The organism is Streptomyces sp. NBC_00104 (assembly GCF_045160825.1).
Classification (GTDB): Bacteria; Actinomycetota; Actinomycetes; order Streptomycetales; family Streptomycetaceae; genus Streptomyces.
This window is the reverse complement of record NZ_CP108215.1, coordinates 3,692,680-3,710,380: the sequence shown is the minus strand read 5'-3', so window position 1 is coordinate 3,710,380 and position 17,701 is coordinate 3,692,680. Positions and strand designations below refer to the sequence as shown.

Annotated in this window: 14 protein-coding genes; 6 read left to right on the top strand and 8 right to left on the bottom strand. The window is 72.8% G+C overall.

Annotated features, from left to right (window positions below):
• Nucleotides 1–59: 59 nt before the first annotated feature.
• The 3 genes from OG272_RS16340 to OG272_RS16330 form a co-directional block, all read right to left on the bottom strand.
• Nucleotides 60–755, bottom strand: coding sequence for a class F sortase (locus OG272_RS16340; protein ID WP_328224682.1), 696 nt, complete (start codon nt 753–755; stop codon nt 60–62).
• Nucleotides 756–954: 199 nt separating this feature from the next.
• Complete coding sequence (locus tag OG272_RS16335; RefSeq protein ID WP_328223017.1) at nt 955–1,485, bottom strand: hypothetical protein; 531 nt, start codon at nt 1,483–1,485, stop codon at nt 955–957.
• 592 nt (nt 1,486–2,077) lie between these two features.
• Complete coding sequence (locus OG272_RS16330; protein WP_328223016.1) at nt 2,078–3,853, bottom strand: sigma-70 family RNA polymerase sigma factor; 1,776 nt, start codon at nt 3,851–3,853, stop codon at nt 2,078–2,080.
• A gap of 365 nt (nt 3,854–4,218) precedes the next feature.
• Between OG272_RS16330 and OG272_RS16325 the strand changes: the two genes are divergently transcribed.
• From OG272_RS16325 to OG272_RS16310, 4 genes are read left to right on the top strand one after another with little or no spacing between them, the layout of a single operon-like run.
• Nucleotides 4,219–4,659: an SsgA family sporulation/cell division regulator gene (locus OG272_RS16325; protein ID WP_405893862.1), complete on the top strand. Its 441-nt coding sequence runs from the start codon at nt 4,219–4,221 to the stop codon at nt 4,657–4,659.
• Nucleotides 4,660–4,682: 23 nt separating this feature from the next.
• Nucleotides 4,683–5,948, top strand: coding sequence for a permease (locus OG272_RS16320; protein WP_405893860.1), 1,266 nt, complete (start codon nt 4,683–4,685; stop codon nt 5,946–5,948).
• Nucleotides 5,945–6,772, top strand: coding sequence for a TIGR03943 family putative permease subunit (locus tag OG272_RS16315; protein ID WP_328223013.1), 828 nt, complete (start codon nt 5,945–5,947; stop codon nt 6,770–6,772). Before OG272_RS16320 ends, OG272_RS16315 begins: the two co-directional genes overlap by 4 nt.
• 17 nt (nt 6,773–6,789) lie before the next feature.
• The gene (locus OG272_RS16310) at nt 6,790–7,404 is read left to right on the top strand and encodes a hypothetical protein (protein WP_328223012.1); all 615 of its coding nucleotides are present in this window, start codon (nt 6,790–6,792) and stop codon (nt 7,402–7,404) included.
• Here OG272_RS16310 and OG272_RS16305 read toward each other — a convergent pair.
• Together OG272_RS16305 and OG272_RS16300 are read right to left on the bottom strand one after the other, a co-directional pair.
• Nucleotides 7,329–8,231, bottom strand: coding sequence for an aminoglycoside phosphotransferase family protein (locus OG272_RS16305; RefSeq protein WP_328223011.1), 903 nt, complete (start codon nt 8,229–8,231; stop codon nt 7,329–7,331). The two genes, OG272_RS16310 and OG272_RS16305, sit on opposite strands and share 76 nt — an antisense overlap.
• Nucleotides 8,232–8,335: 104 nt before the next feature.
• Nucleotides 8,336–9,982 carry a M4 family metallopeptidase gene (locus OG272_RS16300; RefSeq protein ID WP_326582947.1) on the bottom strand — a complete coding sequence of 549 codons (1,647 nt, stop codon included), beginning with the start codon at nt 9,980–9,982 and terminating at the stop codon, nt 8,336–8,338.
• 184 nt (nt 9,983–10,166) lie between these two features.
• Here OG272_RS16300 and OG272_RS16295 point away from each other — a divergent pair, with 184 nt between their 5' ends.
• Nucleotides 10,167–10,583 (top strand): gamma-glutamylcyclotransferase family protein, encoded by a 417-nt coding sequence (locus OG272_RS16295; RefSeq protein ID WP_326582948.1) that lies wholly within the window; start codon nt 10,167–10,169, stop codon nt 10,581–10,583.
• Nucleotides 10,584–10,633: 50 nt separating this feature from the next.
• Here the strand turns inward: OG272_RS16295 and OG272_RS16290 are convergent, their stop codons facing one another.
• The 3 genes from OG272_RS16290 to OG272_RS16280 all read right to left on the bottom strand — a co-directional run bounded on the left by OG272_RS16290 (nt 10,634) and on the right by OG272_RS16280 (nt 16,494).
• Nucleotides 10,634–12,970: a glycoside hydrolase family 36 protein gene (locus OG272_RS16290; protein WP_405893858.1), complete on the bottom strand. Its 2,337-nt coding sequence runs from the start codon at nt 12,968–12,970 to the stop codon at nt 10,634–10,636.
• Between the two features lie 334 nt (nt 12,971–13,304).
• Nucleotides 13,305–15,500, bottom strand: coding sequence for a molybdopterin oxidoreductase family protein (locus tag OG272_RS16285; RefSeq protein WP_328223009.1), 2,196 nt, complete (start codon nt 15,498–15,500; stop codon nt 13,305–13,307).
• 280 nt (nt 15,501–15,780) lie between these two features.
• Nucleotides 15,781–16,494, bottom strand: coding sequence for a vancomycin high temperature exclusion protein (locus OG272_RS16280; RefSeq protein WP_405893855.1), 714 nt, complete (start codon nt 16,492–16,494; stop codon nt 15,781–15,783).
• 229 nt (nt 16,495–16,723) lie between these two features.
• On the opposite strand from OG272_RS16280, the gene OG272_RS16275 reads away from it, so the two are divergent.
• Nucleotides 16,724–17,587, top strand: a complete 864-nt coding sequence (locus tag OG272_RS16275) for a sirohydrochlorin chelatase (protein ID WP_327729804.1) — start codon at nt 16,724–16,726, stop codon at nt 17,585–17,587.
• The last annotated feature ends 114 nt before the right edge of the window (nt 17,588–17,701 follow it).

Sequence of the window (17,701 nt, the reverse complement as noted above, 5' to 3'; positions counted from 1 at the left end):
TTCGTCCGGACCGTCCTGCCGGCGGCTGTCGGGCTGCTGGGCTGTCGGTGATCAGGTGATCAGCCGACGCGGCTGCCCGTGAGGTGGGCGAAGACGACCACGTTCCCCTGATAGCCGGTCGCCTTCGAGTACCCGCCGCCGCAGGTGATGACCCGCAACTCCGGTCCCGGCGCCGCCCCGTACACCTTCTCGTCGGGGAAGTCCCGCGCGGCGTACACCTCCACCGCGTCCACCGTGAACACCGCGATCCCGCCGTCCCGCCGGTCCATCTCGATGATGGCGCCCCGCTTCAGCGCGCCGAGGCGGAAGAAGACGGCGGGACCGTCGGCGTTGTCCACGTGCCCGGCGACGATCGTGGTGCCCCGCTCACCCGGGGTGGTGCCGGCCTCGTACCAGCCCGCGAGATTCGCCTTCTCGGCCGGCGGGACGTCGAGGCTGCCGGTGGGCGTGAGGCCGAGCCCCATGAGCGGCGCGTCCACGCGGAGGGAGGGGATGCGGATGCGGTCGGGCGGGGACGGCGGCAGCGCGACGGCCGTCGGCTCGTCCCTCCCCGACGCGCTCGACGACCCGGAGGGGCTCGACGCGCTCGACGTTCCGGAGGTGCCGGACGTACCGGACGTGCCGCTGAGGTGGGCCTGCGCGGCCGACGGCTGCGGCGGCGCGTGTGACGCGGTGCCGCTGCGCAGCAACCACGCGCCGGAACAGAGGGCGACCGCGGTGATCCCGGCTATGACGGAGTTGGCGAGCCGACGCACAGAAACCACCTCTCGGACCGTACGGGACGTCCCCCCACGCATCGTTCACCCCTCCCCCTTTCCCTCTCCCTCCCCCTCTTCTCCTCTCTGATCTCTGCCCTTGTTCCTCCCCTTGTCCCTCCCCTCCGGGCCGAGGGGCGTTGGGCCCGGAGGGGAGGGGGGACGGCGGTACCGGCGGACGGACGGCGGAGGGTGCCCGTCAGATCCCGTCGCCTCTCGCCCGGCGATGCAGGAGCCAGGTACCGCCCGCGGCGGCGACGGCCAGAGCCGCCACGCCCGCCGCGGTCTGCACGGGGTCGGGACCGAGTGCGCCACCGACCCCCGTCTTCACACTTCCCCTCGGATACGTCGGCTGCGCGGTCCGCGTGCCGGTGAGCGAGACCACCAGGTCACCGGTGACCCGACGGCCACTGCTCGCGCAGGTCGCGACGATCTCGTACGTCCCAGGCTGTGCGCTCGGCGGCACCTCGAACCGCCCGCCGAGTCCCTGCCGTCCGGCGTCGGGCGCGAGCGAGAAGGCGCCGGCGCCGACCGCGCTGGCGTCCCCCGCCGCCGTACCGTCCGCGCCGCAGGCCGCCGTACCGACGGTGACCTCGTCGCCGGGGACGACCCCGGTGGGGGACAGTTCGAGTCGCCCGGTGCCCTCACCGCCGTACGCGGGTGTGGTGGCCAGGGCCGCGAAGGCGACGGCGAGCGCGGTTGCGGTCAGCGGCCGGGCGGTTCGTCGCATCGTGCTAGCTCCTCCGAGAGTCCTCCGTTCCCTTCCGAGGTAAGTGGCACAGCGGCCCGAGCGCTTCCTGATGGGGCGTCAGAAATGATGTGAATGGGTGTCAGGGAGGCGGAGGAGGAAGGCGGAACGGGGAGTGTTTGGGCAGGTCATCGGGGTGGGGGTGGGGGTGGAGGAGAAGAGAACGCGATGGGGGGACGGCGGGGGTGTGAACGGGTGACCGCCCGGGGGTGGCGTGGTGGGGCTTGGGCGGTGCGGTGGCCGGCATGACCGGCGTGGCAGGCCGAAAGGCAGAGCGGGGCGCAGCCCCTGCTCTGCTTTTCAGGGGCGCGGGGAACGGCGCGACCAGCCACGACGCACCCGCACCCGCACCCGCTGGCGAGCCCGGCCCATGCGCGAGCCCGGCCCATGCGCGAGCCCGGCCCATGCGCGAGCCCGGCCCATGCGCGAGCCCCGCCCACCCGCGAACCCCGCCCACCCGAGCTCTCCCGCGACTACGCGAACAGGGGGGTCGAAGGGGCACCGCCCCTGGGGATGGGACGGGTAGGGGCGGCGGGGGCGAGAAAACGCTGCCGCCACCACCGCGATCTGGACGTCAGCAACCGCTCCCAGGCCCTCCAGGCCCAGGCACCTCCGGCGCCGGCTCCACAGGAACAGGCACCTCCGGCGCCGGCTCGACAACCTCCGGCGGAACGGGCGCCGGCTCTACGGGTATCTCCTCCACCGGCGGCACCTCCTCGGCAGGCGTCTCCTCCACAGGGGTGGGCTCGTCGGCCGCGGGAACCTCAGGCGCCGGTTCCTCGGCGTGCGGCTCGTCGGCCCCCGGTGTCTCAACCCCCGGCTCATCGACCTCCGGATAACCGTTGCCGGGCTCTTCCGCACCGGGCTGTTCAACACCCGGCTCTTCACCAACCGGCGCTTCAACACCCGGCTCTTCACCAGCCGGTGTCTCCGCCCCCGGCCCCGCCGGCCCCTCCGGCCCCCCGGCATCCGGCGGTTCCGGCGCGGTCGCCCCCGGCTCGTTCCCCTCCTCGCCGGTGCTGCCGTCCCCATCCCCCACCTCGCGCCCGGTACCGCCCTCATCCCCGCCACCCGTGGGCGCATCCGCATCCGTATCCGTATCCGGCGCGGTCCCGCCCCCCGGCGGCACGTCGTCGTCCGCCGGAACCCGAACCGTCGGCTCCGTCACGGCTCCGCCGCCATCCCCCGCCCGAACCACACCGGTGTCGCGGTCACCGAAGCCCGTCGAGGACGCATCCGTGCCGCCGGTACCGGAAGCCCTCTCCCCGGGCGAGACCACGGCGTCCGTGACCGCGTTCCGGCGCTCGGCGACGGCGGGGGAGGGGACCTCGGGCCGATGGGGCGCCGGGGCCTGGGCGAGCGGCACCCGCTGGGGCGGAACCGCCCCCGAGTCGAGAGGGCCGAGGACGACGCCGGCCACGACGGCGGCGGCCGCGGCGGCCGCACCGACGGCGGCGACCGTGGGGATCTTGGCCCCGCTCACCCCGCCCGCCGCCTGCCGTACCGCGTGCAGCAGTTGGCCACCACCGTGTCCACCCACCCCGCCCGCCCCGCCCAGCGCGGCGGCCGTACCGGCGGAGCCCGCCGTGAGGGAGAGCAGCAACTTGCCGGCGCCACCGCCCACGACGAACACCAGCAGTGCCGGACCGACGAGCGCGGGAAGCCGGTCGTTGGTGCGCATCAGGACCGAGAGCCGTGCCCGGCAGTCGTCGCAGGCGTCCACATGGCTGAGCAGTTGCTCCGACTGTCGCGAGGTCGCCGTACCTCGTACGTACGCCGGCATGCGCCCCCAGCGCACCTGGCACGCCGGATCGATCGGCGCCCCGGGCTGCTCGCGCAGGAAGGCCTGGCGCATCCCCTCGCGCGCCCGGTGCAGGAGCACCGCCGTCGCGCCCTGCTTGGCGCCGATGCGCTGCCCGACCGTCTCCAGTGGCTGGCCCTCCGCCTCGGCCAGCCACAGCGCCTGAACCCACCGATCGGGCAGCTGGCCCAGCACCCGCACCAGCAGATCGACGGCGGACACCTGTTCGGCCGGGTCGGCCGTATCGGCCAACCGGACGTCGGCCTCGACCCGCTCGGGGGCCGTCGGATCCAGCGGCGTCTCACGCGTGGCGGTGCCCACCGCCGCCGCGAGATGCCGCACCGTCGTCATCAGGTACGCGGGCACGTTGTCGATCTCGTGCCCTCCGGAGAGCCGCCGCCACACACGGAAGTGCGCCTCGGCGACGAGATCCTCGGCGGTCCAGGAGTTCCTGGTGAGGGAACGCGCATAGGCGACGAGGCGCGGGTGCTGTTCCTCGTAGATCCGGGTGTACGCGGAGGTCGCGGACGCGGATGAGCCGTCGGTCATGGCGGGAACGCTCTCCAGTCGCCTGCTGATGGGACGAGTTGATTTTGTATGTGGCGATGACAAAAAACTCAAGTAATTACGCAAAGTGACATGCATCACAGCGGGTAACTGTGAAAGCGGCGTAATACAGGGGGCCTTGGCGTGGTCGAGGGGTGTGTCGTCCGAAGGGACCCTGACGAGCACAGGAACCCGCGAACCCGCGAACACATGAACCCCCGGCATCCGAGCATCCGAAGAGCCTGAACCACATGAAGAAGTCGAAGCGCCCGAAGCAGCTGAAGCCCTCGAAGCGCCCGAGGTGTCCGAAGTGCGCGAAGTGTGCGAAGTATGCGAAGTACCTGAAGCGTCCGAACTGGAGATCGCTCATGCATCCCGCGCAGCCCGCCCGGCCCACGCCTCCCGGTCTCGAACAGCCCGCCCGCGCCCTCGTGATCACACCCGACTACGAGGAGATCGCGGTCCGCACCACCCTGCGTTACACCACCGAGGACCCCTTCGCCGTGCACATCGACTTCCCGCCCGGCTCCTCCGACGACGACGCGAACGTCACATGGACGTTCGCCCGCACGCTGCTGGCGGAGGGGCTGGTCACCCCGGCCGGGATCGGGGACGTGCACCTGTGGCCCTGCGGCCCGGCCCACACCGTCGTGGAACTCCGCTCGCCGCACGGCATGGCCATGATCCGCTTCGACGCGGCCACCCTCCGCCGCTTCCTGCACCGCTCGTACGCCGTCGTCGCGCTCGGCGGCGAGACCCTGGAGCCGGCGCTCGACGACGAACTGGCGTCCCTGCTGGGCGGGGTCTGACGCGCCCGCCCGGAGCGCCCGCTATGTTCGACCCGATCATCCGGATGTTCGGAGTTGGCATGCAGAAGACAGATGAACCGGCCGAAGGGGCGACGACGGCCGAGCCGAAACGGACGACAGCCCAGCCGGAACGGACGACAGCCCAGCCGGAACGGACGACAGCCCAGCCGGAACGGACGACGGCCGAGCCGGAACGGACGACGGCCGGGCCGGAGGGGACGACGACCGAGCCGGAAGGGGCTGCGGCCGGGCCGGAGGGGACGACGACCGAGCCGGAAGGTGCGGCGGAGCCGGAGACAGCCGACGACGCCCACGCCCACGACCACGGCCACCACTGGCCCCGTCACTGGCCCCTGCTGCTCCTCGGAGCGGCCGTCGTCCCCGGCGTCGTGCTGTTCGCCGTGGGGCGGTGGATGGAGGAGCCGGCGGTGCAGGCGTGGCGGACCGTCTGTCTCTCCATCACCGTGCAGGCGCTGCCGTTCCTGCTGCTCGGTACGGCCCTGTCGGGTGCCATCAGCGCGTTCGTACCGGCGCGGGTGTTCACCCGGGTGCTGCCCCGCAGGCCGTCGCTCGCGGTGCCGGTCGCCGGTGCCGCCGGGGTGATCCTGCCCGGCTGCGAGTGCGCGTCGGTGCCTGTCGCGCACAGCCTGATCCGCCGGGGGGTCGACCCGGCCGCCGCCTTCGCGTTCCTGCTGTCGGCGCCCGCCATCAACCCGATCGTCCTGACCGCCACGGCCATCGCCTTCCCCGGCAGCCCCGCCATGGTGCTGGCCCGGCTGCTCGCCTCCCTCGTCACGGCCGCCGCGATGGGCTGGCTGTGGCTCTGGCTGGGACGCGCGGAGTGGCTCAAGCCGGTCGCGCGGCACACGGGACACCGGCCCGGGCAGAGCCGCTGGAACGAGTTCCGGACCGGTTTCCAGCACGACTTCCTGCACGCGGGCGGCTTCCTCGTCGTCGGTGCGATGGCCGCGGCCACCTTCAACGTGCTCGTCCCACGCACCGTCCTCGACACCTTCGCCGACTCGCCCTGGCTGTCGGTGCTGTTCCTCGCCGCGCTCGCCGTCCTTCTCTCGGTGTGCTCCGAGGCCGACGCCTTCGTCGCCGCGTCCCTCACCGGCTTCTCACCCACCGCGCGGTTGACGTTCATGGTGGTCGGACCCATGGTCGACCTGAAGCTGATCGCCCTGCAGACGGGCACTTTCGGGCGGGCCTTCGCGGTCCGCTTCTCCGCCGCGACGGTCGTCGTCGCGATCCTGTGCAGCGTCCTGATCGGAGCCGTACTGCTGTGAAAAGACCCCTGCAGGCGCTCCTTCTCCTCCTCAGCGGCCTCGGCCTCCTCCACGCCACCCTCCTCACCGACCACTACCTCAGATACGTCAAGGAGGGCATGCGCCCCCTCCTCATCGCCTCCGGCGTGCTGCTGCTGGTGCTGGGCGCGGCGGAGGCGTGGTCACTGTGGAGACCGCGCGGTACCGGCGAGCAGGAGAGCCACGACCACGGTCAGGGGCAGGATGACGGCCACGCCCACGGCCACGACCACTCCACCCCACCCCGAGTCGCCTGGCTCCTGCTCCTCCCCGCCCTGAGCCTGCTCTTCTATGCCCCGCCCGCCATCGGCGCGTACACCGCCTCCCGCGAGGCCCCCAAGGAGGTGACGATCACGGAGCAGGACGACTTCGACCCCCTCCCGACGACCTCCCCCCTCCCCATCACCCTCACCGACTTCACCCGCCGGGTGCAGCAGGACCGCGACCGGGCCATCGACGGCCGCACCGTCCGGATGACCGGCTTCGTCACCCCCGACGCGGAGGCCTCCGGCAAGGAGACCTCCGGCAAGGAGGGCGATGAGGGGGACGGTGACGGAAGCGCCGGCTGGTACCTGACCCGCGTCATGTTCAGCTGCTGTGCCGCCGACGCCCAGTTCGTGAAGGTACGCGTCCACGGCACCCCGCCCCCGCCCGCCGACACCTGGGTCACGCTCACCGGCACCTGGCACCCCAGCGGCACCCTCGGCACCAGTTCCGCCGAGGCGGCCATCGACGCCCGCACCGTCAAGAAGACCAGCCGCCCGTCCAACGGCTACACGGACGCCCTCCCGCTCCCCGCGTCCTGACCCATGGGAACGCCGACATGATGCCTTCCGGACCCGCTCCCACCGGCCGCGGCGAGAACGAGACGATCACGTACAGGTCAGGGATGCTCCAGGCCGTCCTGCCCGTCCTGCCCGTCCTGCTGGGGTTCCTGGGCGGCACGGCGCTTCTGTGCGCGGGCCTCGCCCTGACCGCCGACCCGATGGGACGCGACACGCTGCGGCAGTGCCTCTCGGGGGCGTTCACGGCGACCGTGGTCGTCGCGGTCCTGCGCCGTGGCGACGACGTGACCCTGACCGAGGACGCCCTCGTGGTGCGCGGCACCCGGCGTCGGCGGATCCCCTGGCCCGGCATCCGGCGCCTGGAGGTCCGGCGCATCCTCGGCGTACGCCGGATCACCGTCCACACCACGGACGGCCGTCGCGTCACGCTGCACACCCCGACGTCCTTCGTCGACGAGGGGTTCGACCTGAAGGTCGAGATCCTCACACAGTGGTGGCAGGCGCGGCGCCGAAGCGCGCACCCGTCACGCGCACCCCTCAGCGCACCCGTCTCGCGCCCACCCGTCACGCCCACCCCTCACGCATACTCCGCCAACACCTCTTCGACAGCCCGCCGCCCCACCTCGGCCAGCACGTGCCCCTTGTCGCGGTAGTAGTGCTCGGCGACGGTCCCGAAGCACAGGGCCCAGCCCCGCCCACGCGCCCAGGTCGCGTCGTCGACGTCGACGGTCTCGCGGAACGCGGTGCGGGAGTCGCCGGTGAACAGGGTCCAGGCCGGCAGCAGGTCGCAGGCGGGGTCGCCGACGCCCAGCCCGCCGAAGTCGATGACGGCGGTGAGGCGTCCGGCGGTGGTGAGGAGGTTGCCGGGCAGGAGGTCGGCGTGGACCCAGACGGGGGCTCCGGTCCACTGGGGGAGGCGGAGGGTCTCCTCCCAGACGGCGGTGGCGAGCGCCGCGTCCACCGTGCCCTTCGCACCCAGTCCACGGATCGCGTCCCGGACCTCGTCGTCGTTCTCCCTCACCGGGCCACCCCGGAAGGAGACCGGCCCACCCGTCGCGTCCACCTTCCGCAGCGCCGCCACGAATCGGCCCAACTCCTCGGCGGCGCACCCGAGATCGGCGACCGGCGCGTCGTACGCGTTCTCGCCCTGCAGCCAGCGCAGCACCGACCACGGCAGCCCGTACCCCTCCCCGGGCCGCCCCTTGCCGAGCGGCTCGGGTACGGCGAGCGGGAGACGCGGTGCCAGCAGCGGAAGCCAGCGGTGCTCCTTGGCGGCCTGGTGGGCACCGTCGGGCTTCCGGGGGAGCCGTACGACCATGTCGTCCCCCAGGCGGTACATGACGTTGTCCGTCCCGGCGGCGGGAGCGGGGGCGAGCGGCAGCGCCGCCCATGCGGGGAACTGCGCCGCGATCAGCCGTCGGACGAGCGCCTCGTCGATGTCGAACTCGTCGGCGTGCAGCTTCCCTTGGGACGACGACATGGATCTCCGTAATGTCCGTGGCCGGGGGTCAGCCGTGGAGCGTAGCCACGACCGCGTCCCCCGGCCACGGAATTAGGGTCGGAGCAGGCCTATATGACGGTCCATCAGCCCACTACCGCGACCGCGCTCCACGCCGCCGCCACCGCGTCGTACTCCGCGCTCCCCGACCCGTACAGGTCCCGCGCGGCGTTCAGGGTCGCGGTGCGCGCCCCCGCGTAGTTCGTGGACGAGGTCATGTAGACGGTCAGCGCCCGGTACCAGATCGCGCCCAGCTTCTCCTTGCCGATGCCGGTCACCGTCGAGCCGTCGCAGGTGGTGCTGGAGTGTTCGACGCCGCCGATGGTCCGGGTGCCGCTGCCCTCGGCGAGGAGGTACGCGAAGTGGTTGGCGACGCCCGAGGAGTAGTGGACGTCCAGGTTCCCCACCGACGAACTCCAGCAGTCCGCCGAGGAGCCGTCCCTGCTCGGCCGGTCCATGAACCTGAGCGCCGGTTCGCCGAAGCCGGAGCGGACGATCTTCTCGCCGACGAGCCAGTCGCCGGGGTCGGAGGCGTTGTCCGCGTAGAACTCGACCAGCGTGCCGAAGATGTCCGACGTGGCCTCGTTGAGGCCGCCCGGCTCGCCCGAGTACGTCAGGTCGGCCGTCGCGGAGGTGACCCCGTGGCTCATCTCGTGGCCGGCCACGTCCAGCGAGACGAGCGGGCCGAGCAGGTTCCCGTCACCGTCGCCGTACGTCATGCAGAAGCAACTGTCGTCCCAGAAGGCGTTGTTGTAGCCGTTGCCGTAGTGGACGCGGTTGTACGAGCCCCGGCCGTCGCCCGCGATGCCGTTCCGGCCGTGGACGTCCTTGTAGTAGTCCCAGGTGGTGTCGGTGCCGTACTGCGCGTCGACGGCCGCCGTGGCGCGGTCCGTGGTCGTGCCCGTCCCCCAGTGGTTGTCGGCGTCCGTGAAGAGGGTCGCGGGGGCGCGCCGGACGCAGATGCCGAGGAAGCAGAGGTCGGTCTGGTTCGCGGCGTCACCGGTGTAGGTGTTGCCGCGCGTGGGGTCCTTGAGCTGGTACGCCGACCCGGAGAGGGTCGTCTCCAACGGAACCGTGCCACCGTAGAGCGACCGGCCGTCGCCCGTCGCGCTCTCCAGCGCGTCCCAGGCACTGAGCTGCTTCCCCGTCGTGGCGTCGGTGACGACCGTACGGGCGACGGGGTTGCCGGCCTCGTCCTGGGCCAGCACATCCGTCTGCCAGGCCAGTTTCGGGGCGCCGTGCAGGGCGTCGACGACCAGCCGGGGCTTGGACGTCAGCTTGCGGAGCGTCTCGCCGACGTTCGCGGCGCGCAGCGCGGCGGCGGCGATGTCGGCGGCCCTGGGCGCCTTGACGGCGGGGGTGACGGTGGGGACGCTGATCTCGCGGTTCGTCGCCCGGCTCGCGCTCCGGTACTCGCCGCCGGGAGTGAGGTGGACGACGAAGTCGCCGCCCAGCACCGGGAGCCGGTGGTACGTGCGGTCGTAGCGGACGTGCTGCGCGCCGTCCGCGTCCACGATCACGTCTCGTACGGTGGTGTCCTGGGCGGAGCCGAGCCCCAGGCTCGTCGCGCGGTCCCGCAGGACGTCGGCGGCGTTGGCGATCGCCGTGTCGCGGGTCGGTCTGTCGGCGGCCCCCGCGGTGGGGGTGAGCGTCGCGGCCAGCAGCGCGGCGGCCGCGACGGCGGTGCCGGTGGTGACGAGGCGCGGGCGTCGGAGGTGCCGTATTCGGCTCATCTGTCTCCCAGGGACGGTGGCCGTTGGACTGACCACGGATGTCGTCAGATTTAAGTGGGCATGACAGGCGCCGTCCAGAGCGTCGGAGGTGGGATGTGTGAGGGGTGAGAATCGTTTCTGCAAAGGCCCGCGCACGCCATACTCAGCCGCGTCCGACACGGTTGGAGAGTTGGAGAGGAGAACGGTGCTCCCTTTCTTCGTCTACGGCACCCTCCGCCCCGGCGAGCCCAACCACGACCTCTTCCTGCGCGGCCGCACCCGCGCCGAGGAGCCGGCCCGGATGCGCGGTATGACCCTGTACGACGGCCCCGGGTACCCCTACGCGGTGGAGGAGATCGGCGGGGGAGGGGGCGACGTGAGCGGCGAACTCGTCACCGCGCGACCCGAGTCCTACGACGAACTCCTGTGCACCCTCGACGCGTTGGAGGAGTACGCGCCGGGCGACCCCGCGAACCTCTACGAGCGGGTGGAGCGTGCGGCCATCCTCGACGACGGCACGGCCGTACGGGCCTGGGTGTACGTCGCCGCCCCGGCCGTCGCCGCCGGGCTGCGGGCCAGGGGGAAGCTGATCGAGGGCGGGGACTGGCGCACGCGCGGCTGAGTCGTCCGTGGTGCGTACGTCGGCCGCGTGGGCGACCGCCCCGCGCCCCTTCAGGGCGCGGCCGGTGTCAGCCTCAGCAGCAGGACCGACGGGGCTTCGGGCAGACTCACCCGGAGCTCCGAACCGTTCCACTCGGCTCTGCCTGTCGTCGCGCCCGGGTGCAGAACCTCCACGCGTACGTCGCCGCCGCCCCCGCCCTCGCCGCCCTGGTCCGCCAAGTGCGTTAGCGCGAAGGACCGTTCGGTGTCGCCGCCCCGGCGCCAGAGCGTCACGTACATCGGGGCCGTGCCCGTGACCGGCGGTCTCAGCCCCAGCGCGATCCAGTCGTCGGTCCAGCCCGGGAGGCCGAGCGGCCAGCAGGGGAGGGCGGTGCGCAGGTCGGCCCGGACGGACTTGTAGACCGTCAACGCATCGCGTACCAATCCGCGTTGATGATCCGTCATGCGATCCAGATGGCCGGACAGATGGATGCGGCCGAGGAGCGCGGAACCGAGCGTGAAGGCGATCTCCGCGTCCGTGCAGGACGGTTGGGGATAGGCCCACACGGCGCCCTGTTCCGGGGGGACCGCGGTGGGGGCGGAGGCGGCGATGGGCGGGTAGCGCAGGGGGTCCTGCTGGTCGGAGGTTGACTGGAGCTGGGCCACGGCGAGGGAGGCGCCGTCCATGCGCATGCCGCCGGAGGCGCAGTTCTCGACGACGAGGCCGGGGTGGCGGTCCAGGACCGAGGACAGCCAGGACAGCCAGGCCCGGGAGTGGGCGAGATGGGCCGGTGCCGAGGTGGTGATGTTGTAGTCGAGTTTCAGGTAGCCGACGCCCCACTCGCCGACGATGCGGTCGACCGTCTCGTCGAGGTGGGCGCGGGCCGCCGGGTGGGTCAGGTCCAGCTGGTGGCGGCCCTGTTCGGTCACCCGGGTGCCGTCCTCGTGGCGGAGGAAGGCCTCGGCGGGCAGCGTGTCGGCGAGGGGACTGCGGACCCCGATGACCTCCGGCTCCAGCCACAGCCCCGGCACCATCCCGCGCTCCCGGATCCGGTCGAGCACGACCCGGATGCCCTCGACGCCCCCACCGGGACCACCGCCGGGGAACCGCCGCGCCGACGGCAGCCAGGCGCCGACACTGTCCCACCAGCCGCCGGGCGAATCGGCGTTCTCCACGATGCCGTTCTCCGCGTCCCCGTTCTCCGCGTCGCCGTTCGCGCCGCCTGCGCCGCTCTCCTCGTCGTCGTACCACCCCGCGTCGACGCAGAAGTACTCCGCGCCCACCTCCGCCGCCGCGTCGATCAGCGGCAGCAGCTTCTCGGTGGTCGGGTCGCCCATCAGGGTGTTCATGTAGTCGTTGAAGATCACCGGGAGCCGGGTGTGGTCCGGGTGTGGACGGCGTACGACCCGGCGGTAGGAGGTCAGGGCCGCCAGGGCGCCGTCGAAGCAGGTGCCGAGGGCGAGGGCGGCCCACTCGGTCGTGAACTCGGCCCCGGGCTCCAGGACTTCGCGCCACTGGTGCTCGTCGTGGGTCGGGCCGCCGAGCGCGAGGTAGGTCCGGCCCGCGGACGCGCCGGCCTCCCAGACCCAGCTGGACGCCGACTCGATCTGCCACAGCCAGCTGCGCCCGTCCGTACGGTGCTGGAGGGCGCCCATCGCGAGGTGCCCGTCGGTGGGCCAACTGCCGCGTCCGGCCAGGCGTGCGGCCGCGTGGCCGGTACCGCCGTGCACCTCGTGGTTGATGTCGGGCACGGAGTCCCGCAGCGGCTCGGCGTACCAACGGCACTCCGCGAGCCAGTCGTTGCGTGCCCGGAAGACGGACAGGTCGTCGGGGGAGGGGAGTCCGCCGAGGAGCAGACTGCCGACGGAGCGCACGGTGACGGTCTCGGTGCCGTCGTTGCGCAGCCGGACCCGGGAGCGCAGGACGGGGATGCCGTCCGGTGAGGCGTACTCGACGAAGGCGGTCAACCCGCTCGCCGGGTCGTGGAGTTCGAAGGTGAGCCGGTGCCAGCCCTCGCCGTCGGCGGACCCGGACCCGGAGAGGGACCCGGACCCGGACCCGGAGCCGGACCCGGACCCGGAGCCGGACCCGGAGAGGGACCCGAGCGTGGCGCCGTACGTGGAGTGGTGTGCCCGGTATCTCAGGCGGCCGCCGATCGCCGTGCCGGTGAAGCGGGGGCGCGCCCAGCCGGTGCCGTCGCCGAGCAGGACCAGGTCGACCAGGGGCAGCGAAGGGTCGGTCTTGGTCTCCTCCGGGCCGGGTTCGGGCTCACCGGGGTGACGGACGCGCAGCAGCCTGGGCGAGTCGCCGCTCAGGTCGAAGTCGGCGGTCAGCGCGGAGTGGCCCCAGCGGTACGCGAGGCTCCACGGGAACGAGTCGGTCCACTGGTGACGGTCGTGCTGCGGCATGCGATCCCCCCGGGTCTGCTGTGCTCCCAAGTGTTCACGGCGAGCTGTGCGTCCGCTGTCCCCATCCTCGGTGATGCGTCGGGATAACCACACGGGATCTACATACCGGAAAGCATGAATGTTCAAGCAGGAAGGGTATCGACGCCGTCGCCCTGAACGAGACCGTCCTGAGGACCGCCCGCGCCGAAGTCGACCGGTGCCTCGCCGAGTTCGCGGAACGCGACGGCGGCTCATTCGGCTCAGGACGGACATCGACTGATATCAACGGATATGGCTGGTGCAGCCGCGCGGCGCCGGGAGCCCGTCCTCGCCCCGACGCACGACACCTGGGCCCTTACTTGCCCACCGCCTCCACCCGCACCGCGCACGTCTTGAACTCCGGCATGCGGGAGGTGGGGTCGAGCGCGGGGTTGGTCAGGGTGTTGGCGCGGCCCTCGCCCGGCCAGTGGAACGGCATGAAGACCGTGTCGGGGCGGATGTTGGTCGTGATGCGGGCCGGGGCCACGGCCCGGCCCCGGCGGGAGACCACGGCCAGCGGGTCGCCCTCCGCCGCGCCGAGCCGCTCGGCCAGCCGGGGGTGCAGTTCCACGAACGGACCGGGCGCGGCGGCGTTCAGCTCGTCGACCCGCCGGGTCTGGGCGCCCGACTGGTACTGGGCGACCACCCGCCCGGTGGTGAGCAGCACCGGGTACTCGGCGTCCGGTTCCTCGGCCGCCGCCCTGTGCGAGACGGGCACGAACCGGGCGCGGCCGTCCTCCGTGGCGAACCGGTCGAGGAAGAGGCGCGGGGTGCCGGGGTGCACCTCGGTCGGCGGGACGGGGCGCGCCTCGGCGGCCGGGACGGGGCGGGCGTCGGCGGCCGGGGCGGGGTGCGCGTCGGCGGCCGGGACAGGGCGCGCGTCGGTGGCCGGGGCGGCCGGTGTCGGGCAGGGCCAGAACACCCCGTTCTCCTCCGCCAGCCGCCGGTAGGTGATCCCCGAGTAGTCGGCGGGCCCGCCCGCGCTCGCCCGGCGCAGCTCCTCGAAGACCTCCTCGGGGTCGGTCGCGAAGCCCTTCTCGACGCCCAGCCGGTCGGCGAGCTCGTGCATGATCTCCAGGTCGCTGCGGACGCCGTCGGGCGGGGTGATCGCCCGCCGCCGCAGCAGCACCCGGCCCTCCAGATTGGTCATGGTGCCGGTCTCCTCCGCCCACTGCGTCACCGGCAGGACGACGTCCGCGAGCGCCGCCGTCTCCGACAGCACGACGTCGCACACCGCGAGGAAGTCCAGCGACTTGATCCGCTCCTCGATGTGCGCGGCGCGCGGCGCCGACACCACCGGGTTGGAGGCCATCAGCAGCAGGGACTTGATGTCGCCGCCGAGCGCGTCGAGCAGTTCGTACGCGCTGCGGCCCGGTCCGGGCAGGCTGTCCGGGTCCACGCCCCAGACCTCGGCGACGTGCCGGCGGGCCTCGGGGTCGACCAGCTTGCGGTAGCCGGGCAGCTGGTCGGCCTTCTGGCCGTGTTCGCGACCGCCCTGCCCGTTGCCCTGCCCGGTGAGGCAGCCGTATCCGGACAGCGGCCGTCCGGCACGGCCCGTCGCCAGCGTGAGGTTGATCCACGCGCCGACCGTGTCCGTGCCCTTGGACTGCTGCTCGGGCCCGCGCGCGGTGAGCACCATCGCGTGCTCCGGCTCGCAGAACAGCCGTACCGCCTCGCGGAGTTCGGGAACGGACACCCCCGTGATCCGCTCCACGTACTCCGGCCAGTGCGCCATGGCCGCCGCCCGGGCCTCCTCCCATCCGCTGGTGCGCTCGCGGATGTACTCCTCGTCCGTCCGCCCCTCGGCCACGATCAGGTGCAACAGTCCGAGGGCCAGGGCGAGATCGGTGCCGGGACGCGGCGACAGATGCAGGTCGGCCTGTTCGGCCGTACGGGTGCGGCGCGGATCGATGACGATCAGCTTGCCGCCGTTGTCCTTCAGCTCGGTGAAATAGCGCAGAGCCGGCGGCATGGTCTCCGCGAGGTTGGACCCGACGAGGACGACACACCCGGTCTTCGGGATGTCCTCCAGCGGGAACGGCAGCCCCCGGTCCAGCCCGAACGCCTTGATCCCGGCGGCCGCCGCCGAGGACATGCAGAAACGGCCGTTGTAGTCGATCTGCGAGGTGCCGAGCACCACGCGCGCGAACTTGCCGAGGGCGTAGGCCTTCTCGTTCGTCAGCCCGCCGCCGCCGAACACGCCGCACGCGTCCGGGCCATGTTCCGTACGCGTGCGGGTGAGCCCCTCGGCGATCCGGTCGAGTGCCTCGTCCCAGGAGGCAGGTTCCAGGACGCCCGCCCTTCTGACCAAGGGACTGGTCAGCCTGACCCGGGACGAGAGCACCGCCGGCGCCGTACGGCCCTTGCCGCACAGCGCTCCCCGGTTCACCGGGAAGTCCGCGCGCTCCGTGACCACTACGACCCCTTCGGTCCCGTCCGCACCGGGCGTCAGGTTCATTCCGCACTGCAGGGCGCAGTACGGGCAGTGGGTGGGCGTCGCGGAGTTCGGCATACCGCCCAGCGTGCGTCGGGCGTGTTACGTGCCGGGACGCTCTCCGTTACGCGACCGGCACGGGGACCTCCCGGCGCGCCCGGGCCCGGCGTGAGGAGCCGGTTCCGGACCGGGGCGCGGGGCTCCTGAGCCATGGCGAACGGGAGTGCCGATGCCCCGATTCCGTCGCCGTAGGCGGGCTGCGCCATCGACCGGGGCACCTGGGGCACCGTCAACGGGAGGGGCCGGGCCCGCACGGCGACGGCCGCCCGGCCTGCGCCCGTCAGGCCCGCGTCAAGTACTAACCCGCCGACGCCAGCGCCTTCGCGACCCCCGTCTCCTCCGGCCCGAGGAAGTGGGGGTCCGGCTCGAACAGGGCGTCCAGGGAAGCCTTGCCCGCCGCGAACAGTTCCCGGGTGGCGCCGTAGTACCAGGTCCCGTCGTGGCGGTCCCGCACCCCGACGCCGTACGACTCGACGCCCGCCTCCTGGCAGAGCGCGACCGCCCGGCGTATGTGGAAGCCCTGGCTGATGAGCACCGCCCGGTCGACGCCGAAGATCTTCCTGGCGCGGACGCAGGAGTCCCAGGTGTCGAACCCGGCGTAGTCACTGACGATGCGGCCGTCGGGCACGCCGTGCTCGGTGAGATAGGCGCGCATCGCGTCCGGTTCGTCGTACTCCTCGCGGCTGTTGTCCCCGGTGACCAGCACCACCTTGATCCGGCCCGACCGGTACAGCTCGGCCGCCGCGTCCAGCCGGCGCGCGAGGTACGGGGACGGCTCGCCCTGCCACAGCCCCGCGCCGAAGACCATCGCGACCTCCGTACGCGGTACGTCGGCCGTGGTCCGCAGCCGGTCGTCGGCCGCGGTGAACATCCATGTGGCCGGCAACAGCGCCAGCGCGCACAGCAGCATCACCGCCTGCACGGCCCGCCGCCGCCCCGTCCGCGTACGCGGCAGCCGCATCACCCGCCCGAGACGCCTCACGGCCGCCCACCCCCGTTCGCCGGACCCCATATGTGTCCTGGTTGTTTCCGACGGGCCCGACAGCGCCCGCCTTTCCGACCAACGAAGACGTCATCCGCATCGATCCGGTTCACCGCCCAGCGTGACAAGCTTCACTCGGACGAGTCGAAACACCAGGTCATGGAGGTTCACACACCCGCACGGCGCACGGTGAACCGCCGGAAAACACCCGTCACCACCGTGCAACGGGGAGGCAACCTCCTCCCGGCACCATCGGTGCATGACGGCGACGACGAGCAAGTCGAACGCGGACCTCGACAGTACGGCGCACATCATGAACCTGATCAGTGACCAGCTGGCCTCCCAGCTCAGCCTCGTCTCCCGCGACGGGACCCGGCGCCCGGCCCCGCCCGCGCTGGTCCTCGTGGCACACGGCAGCCGCGACCCGCGCGCCCTGGCGACCGTGCGCACCCTCATGGAGCGTGTCCGTGAGCAGCGCCCCGGCCTCTCCGTGCAACTCGGCCACATCGAGCTGAACGAGCCCCTCCTCCCCGACACCCTCGCCGCCCTCGGCGACCGGGAGGCGGTCCTCGTCCCCCTCCTCCTCAGCCGCGGCTACCACGTCAAGCACGACATCCCCGAGATGGCCGAGGCCGCCGAGGCCCGCACCCGCCTCGCCGCCCCCCTCGGCCCGCACCCCCTCCTCGTGGAGGCCCTGCACACCCGCCTCGTCGAGGCCGGCTGGCGCACGAGGACGAGCGAGGCACACCGCCGCACGAGCGCCGTCGTCCTGGCCGCCGCGGGCTCCCGCGACCCCGAGGCCGCCGAGGACACCGGCCGCACGGCCCGGCTCCTCGCCGACCGCCTGGGCGTCCCGGTCGTCCCCGCCTACGCCTCCGCCGCCGCCCCCACCGTCGGCGAAGCCGTCCGCGCCCTCACCGCCCGAGGCCGTACCCGCATCGCCGTGGCCTCCTACTTCACCGCCCCCGGCCGCTTCGCCAGGGAGTGCGCGGAGGCGGCCCCCTGGATCGCCGCGACCCCCCTGGGCGCCCACCCGGCCATGGCGAAACTGATCCTGCACCGCTACGACCAGGCGTCGGCGACGCCCGGGACGACGGTGGAGCGAGCGCTGGCGTCGGCATAGGGGCCATGCGGTTCCCGGCCGGCGTCAGCGCCCGGTCGGGGGCGCGGGGCTGTACTTGACATGCGGCTCCGCCGCGATGGGAGTCCCTCCCGCTCGAACGAAGTCGAGAGCGGG

Coding starts and splice junctions, on each gene's coding strand:
- OG272_RS16325 (WP_405893862.1), top strand. CDS start 4,219: ATGCATCCCGCGCAGCCCGCCCGGCCCACGCCTCCCGGTCTCGAACAG.
- OG272_RS16280 (WP_405893855.1), bottom strand. CDS start 16,494: ATGGGGTCCGGCGAACGGGGGTGGGCGGCCGTGAGGCGTCTCGGGCGG.
- OG272_RS16285 (WP_328223009.1), bottom strand. CDS start 15,500: ATGCCGAACTCCGCGACGCCCACCCACTGCCCGTACTGCGCCCTGCAG.
- OG272_RS16290 (WP_405893858.1), bottom strand. CDS start 12,970: ATGCCGCAGCACGACCGTCACCAGTGGACCGACTCGTTCCCGTGGAGC.
- OG272_RS16300 (WP_326582947.1), bottom strand. CDS start 9,982: ATGAGCCGAATACGGCACCTCCGACGCCCGCGCCTCGTCACCACCGGC.
- OG272_RS16305 (WP_328223011.1), bottom strand. CDS start 8,231: ATGTCGTCGTCCCAAGGGAAGCTGCACGCCGACGAGTTCGACATCGAC.
- OG272_RS16310 (WP_328223012.1), top strand. CDS start 6,790: ATGATGCCTTCCGGACCCGCTCCCACCGGCCGCGGCGAGAACGAGACG.
- OG272_RS16335 (WP_328223017.1), bottom strand. CDS start 1,485: ATGCGACGAACCGCCCGGCCGCTGACCGCAACCGCGCTCGCCGTCGCC.
- OG272_RS16320 (WP_405893860.1), top strand. CDS start 4,683: ATGTTCGACCCGATCATCCGGATGTTCGGAGTTGGCATGCAGAAGACA.
- OG272_RS16330 (WP_328223016.1), bottom strand. CDS start 3,853: ATGACCGACGGCTCATCCGCGTCCGCGACCTCCGCGTACACCCGGATC.
- OG272_RS16275 (WP_327729804.1), top strand. CDS start 16,724: ATGACGGCGACGACGAGCAAGTCGAACGCGGACCTCGACAGTACGGCG.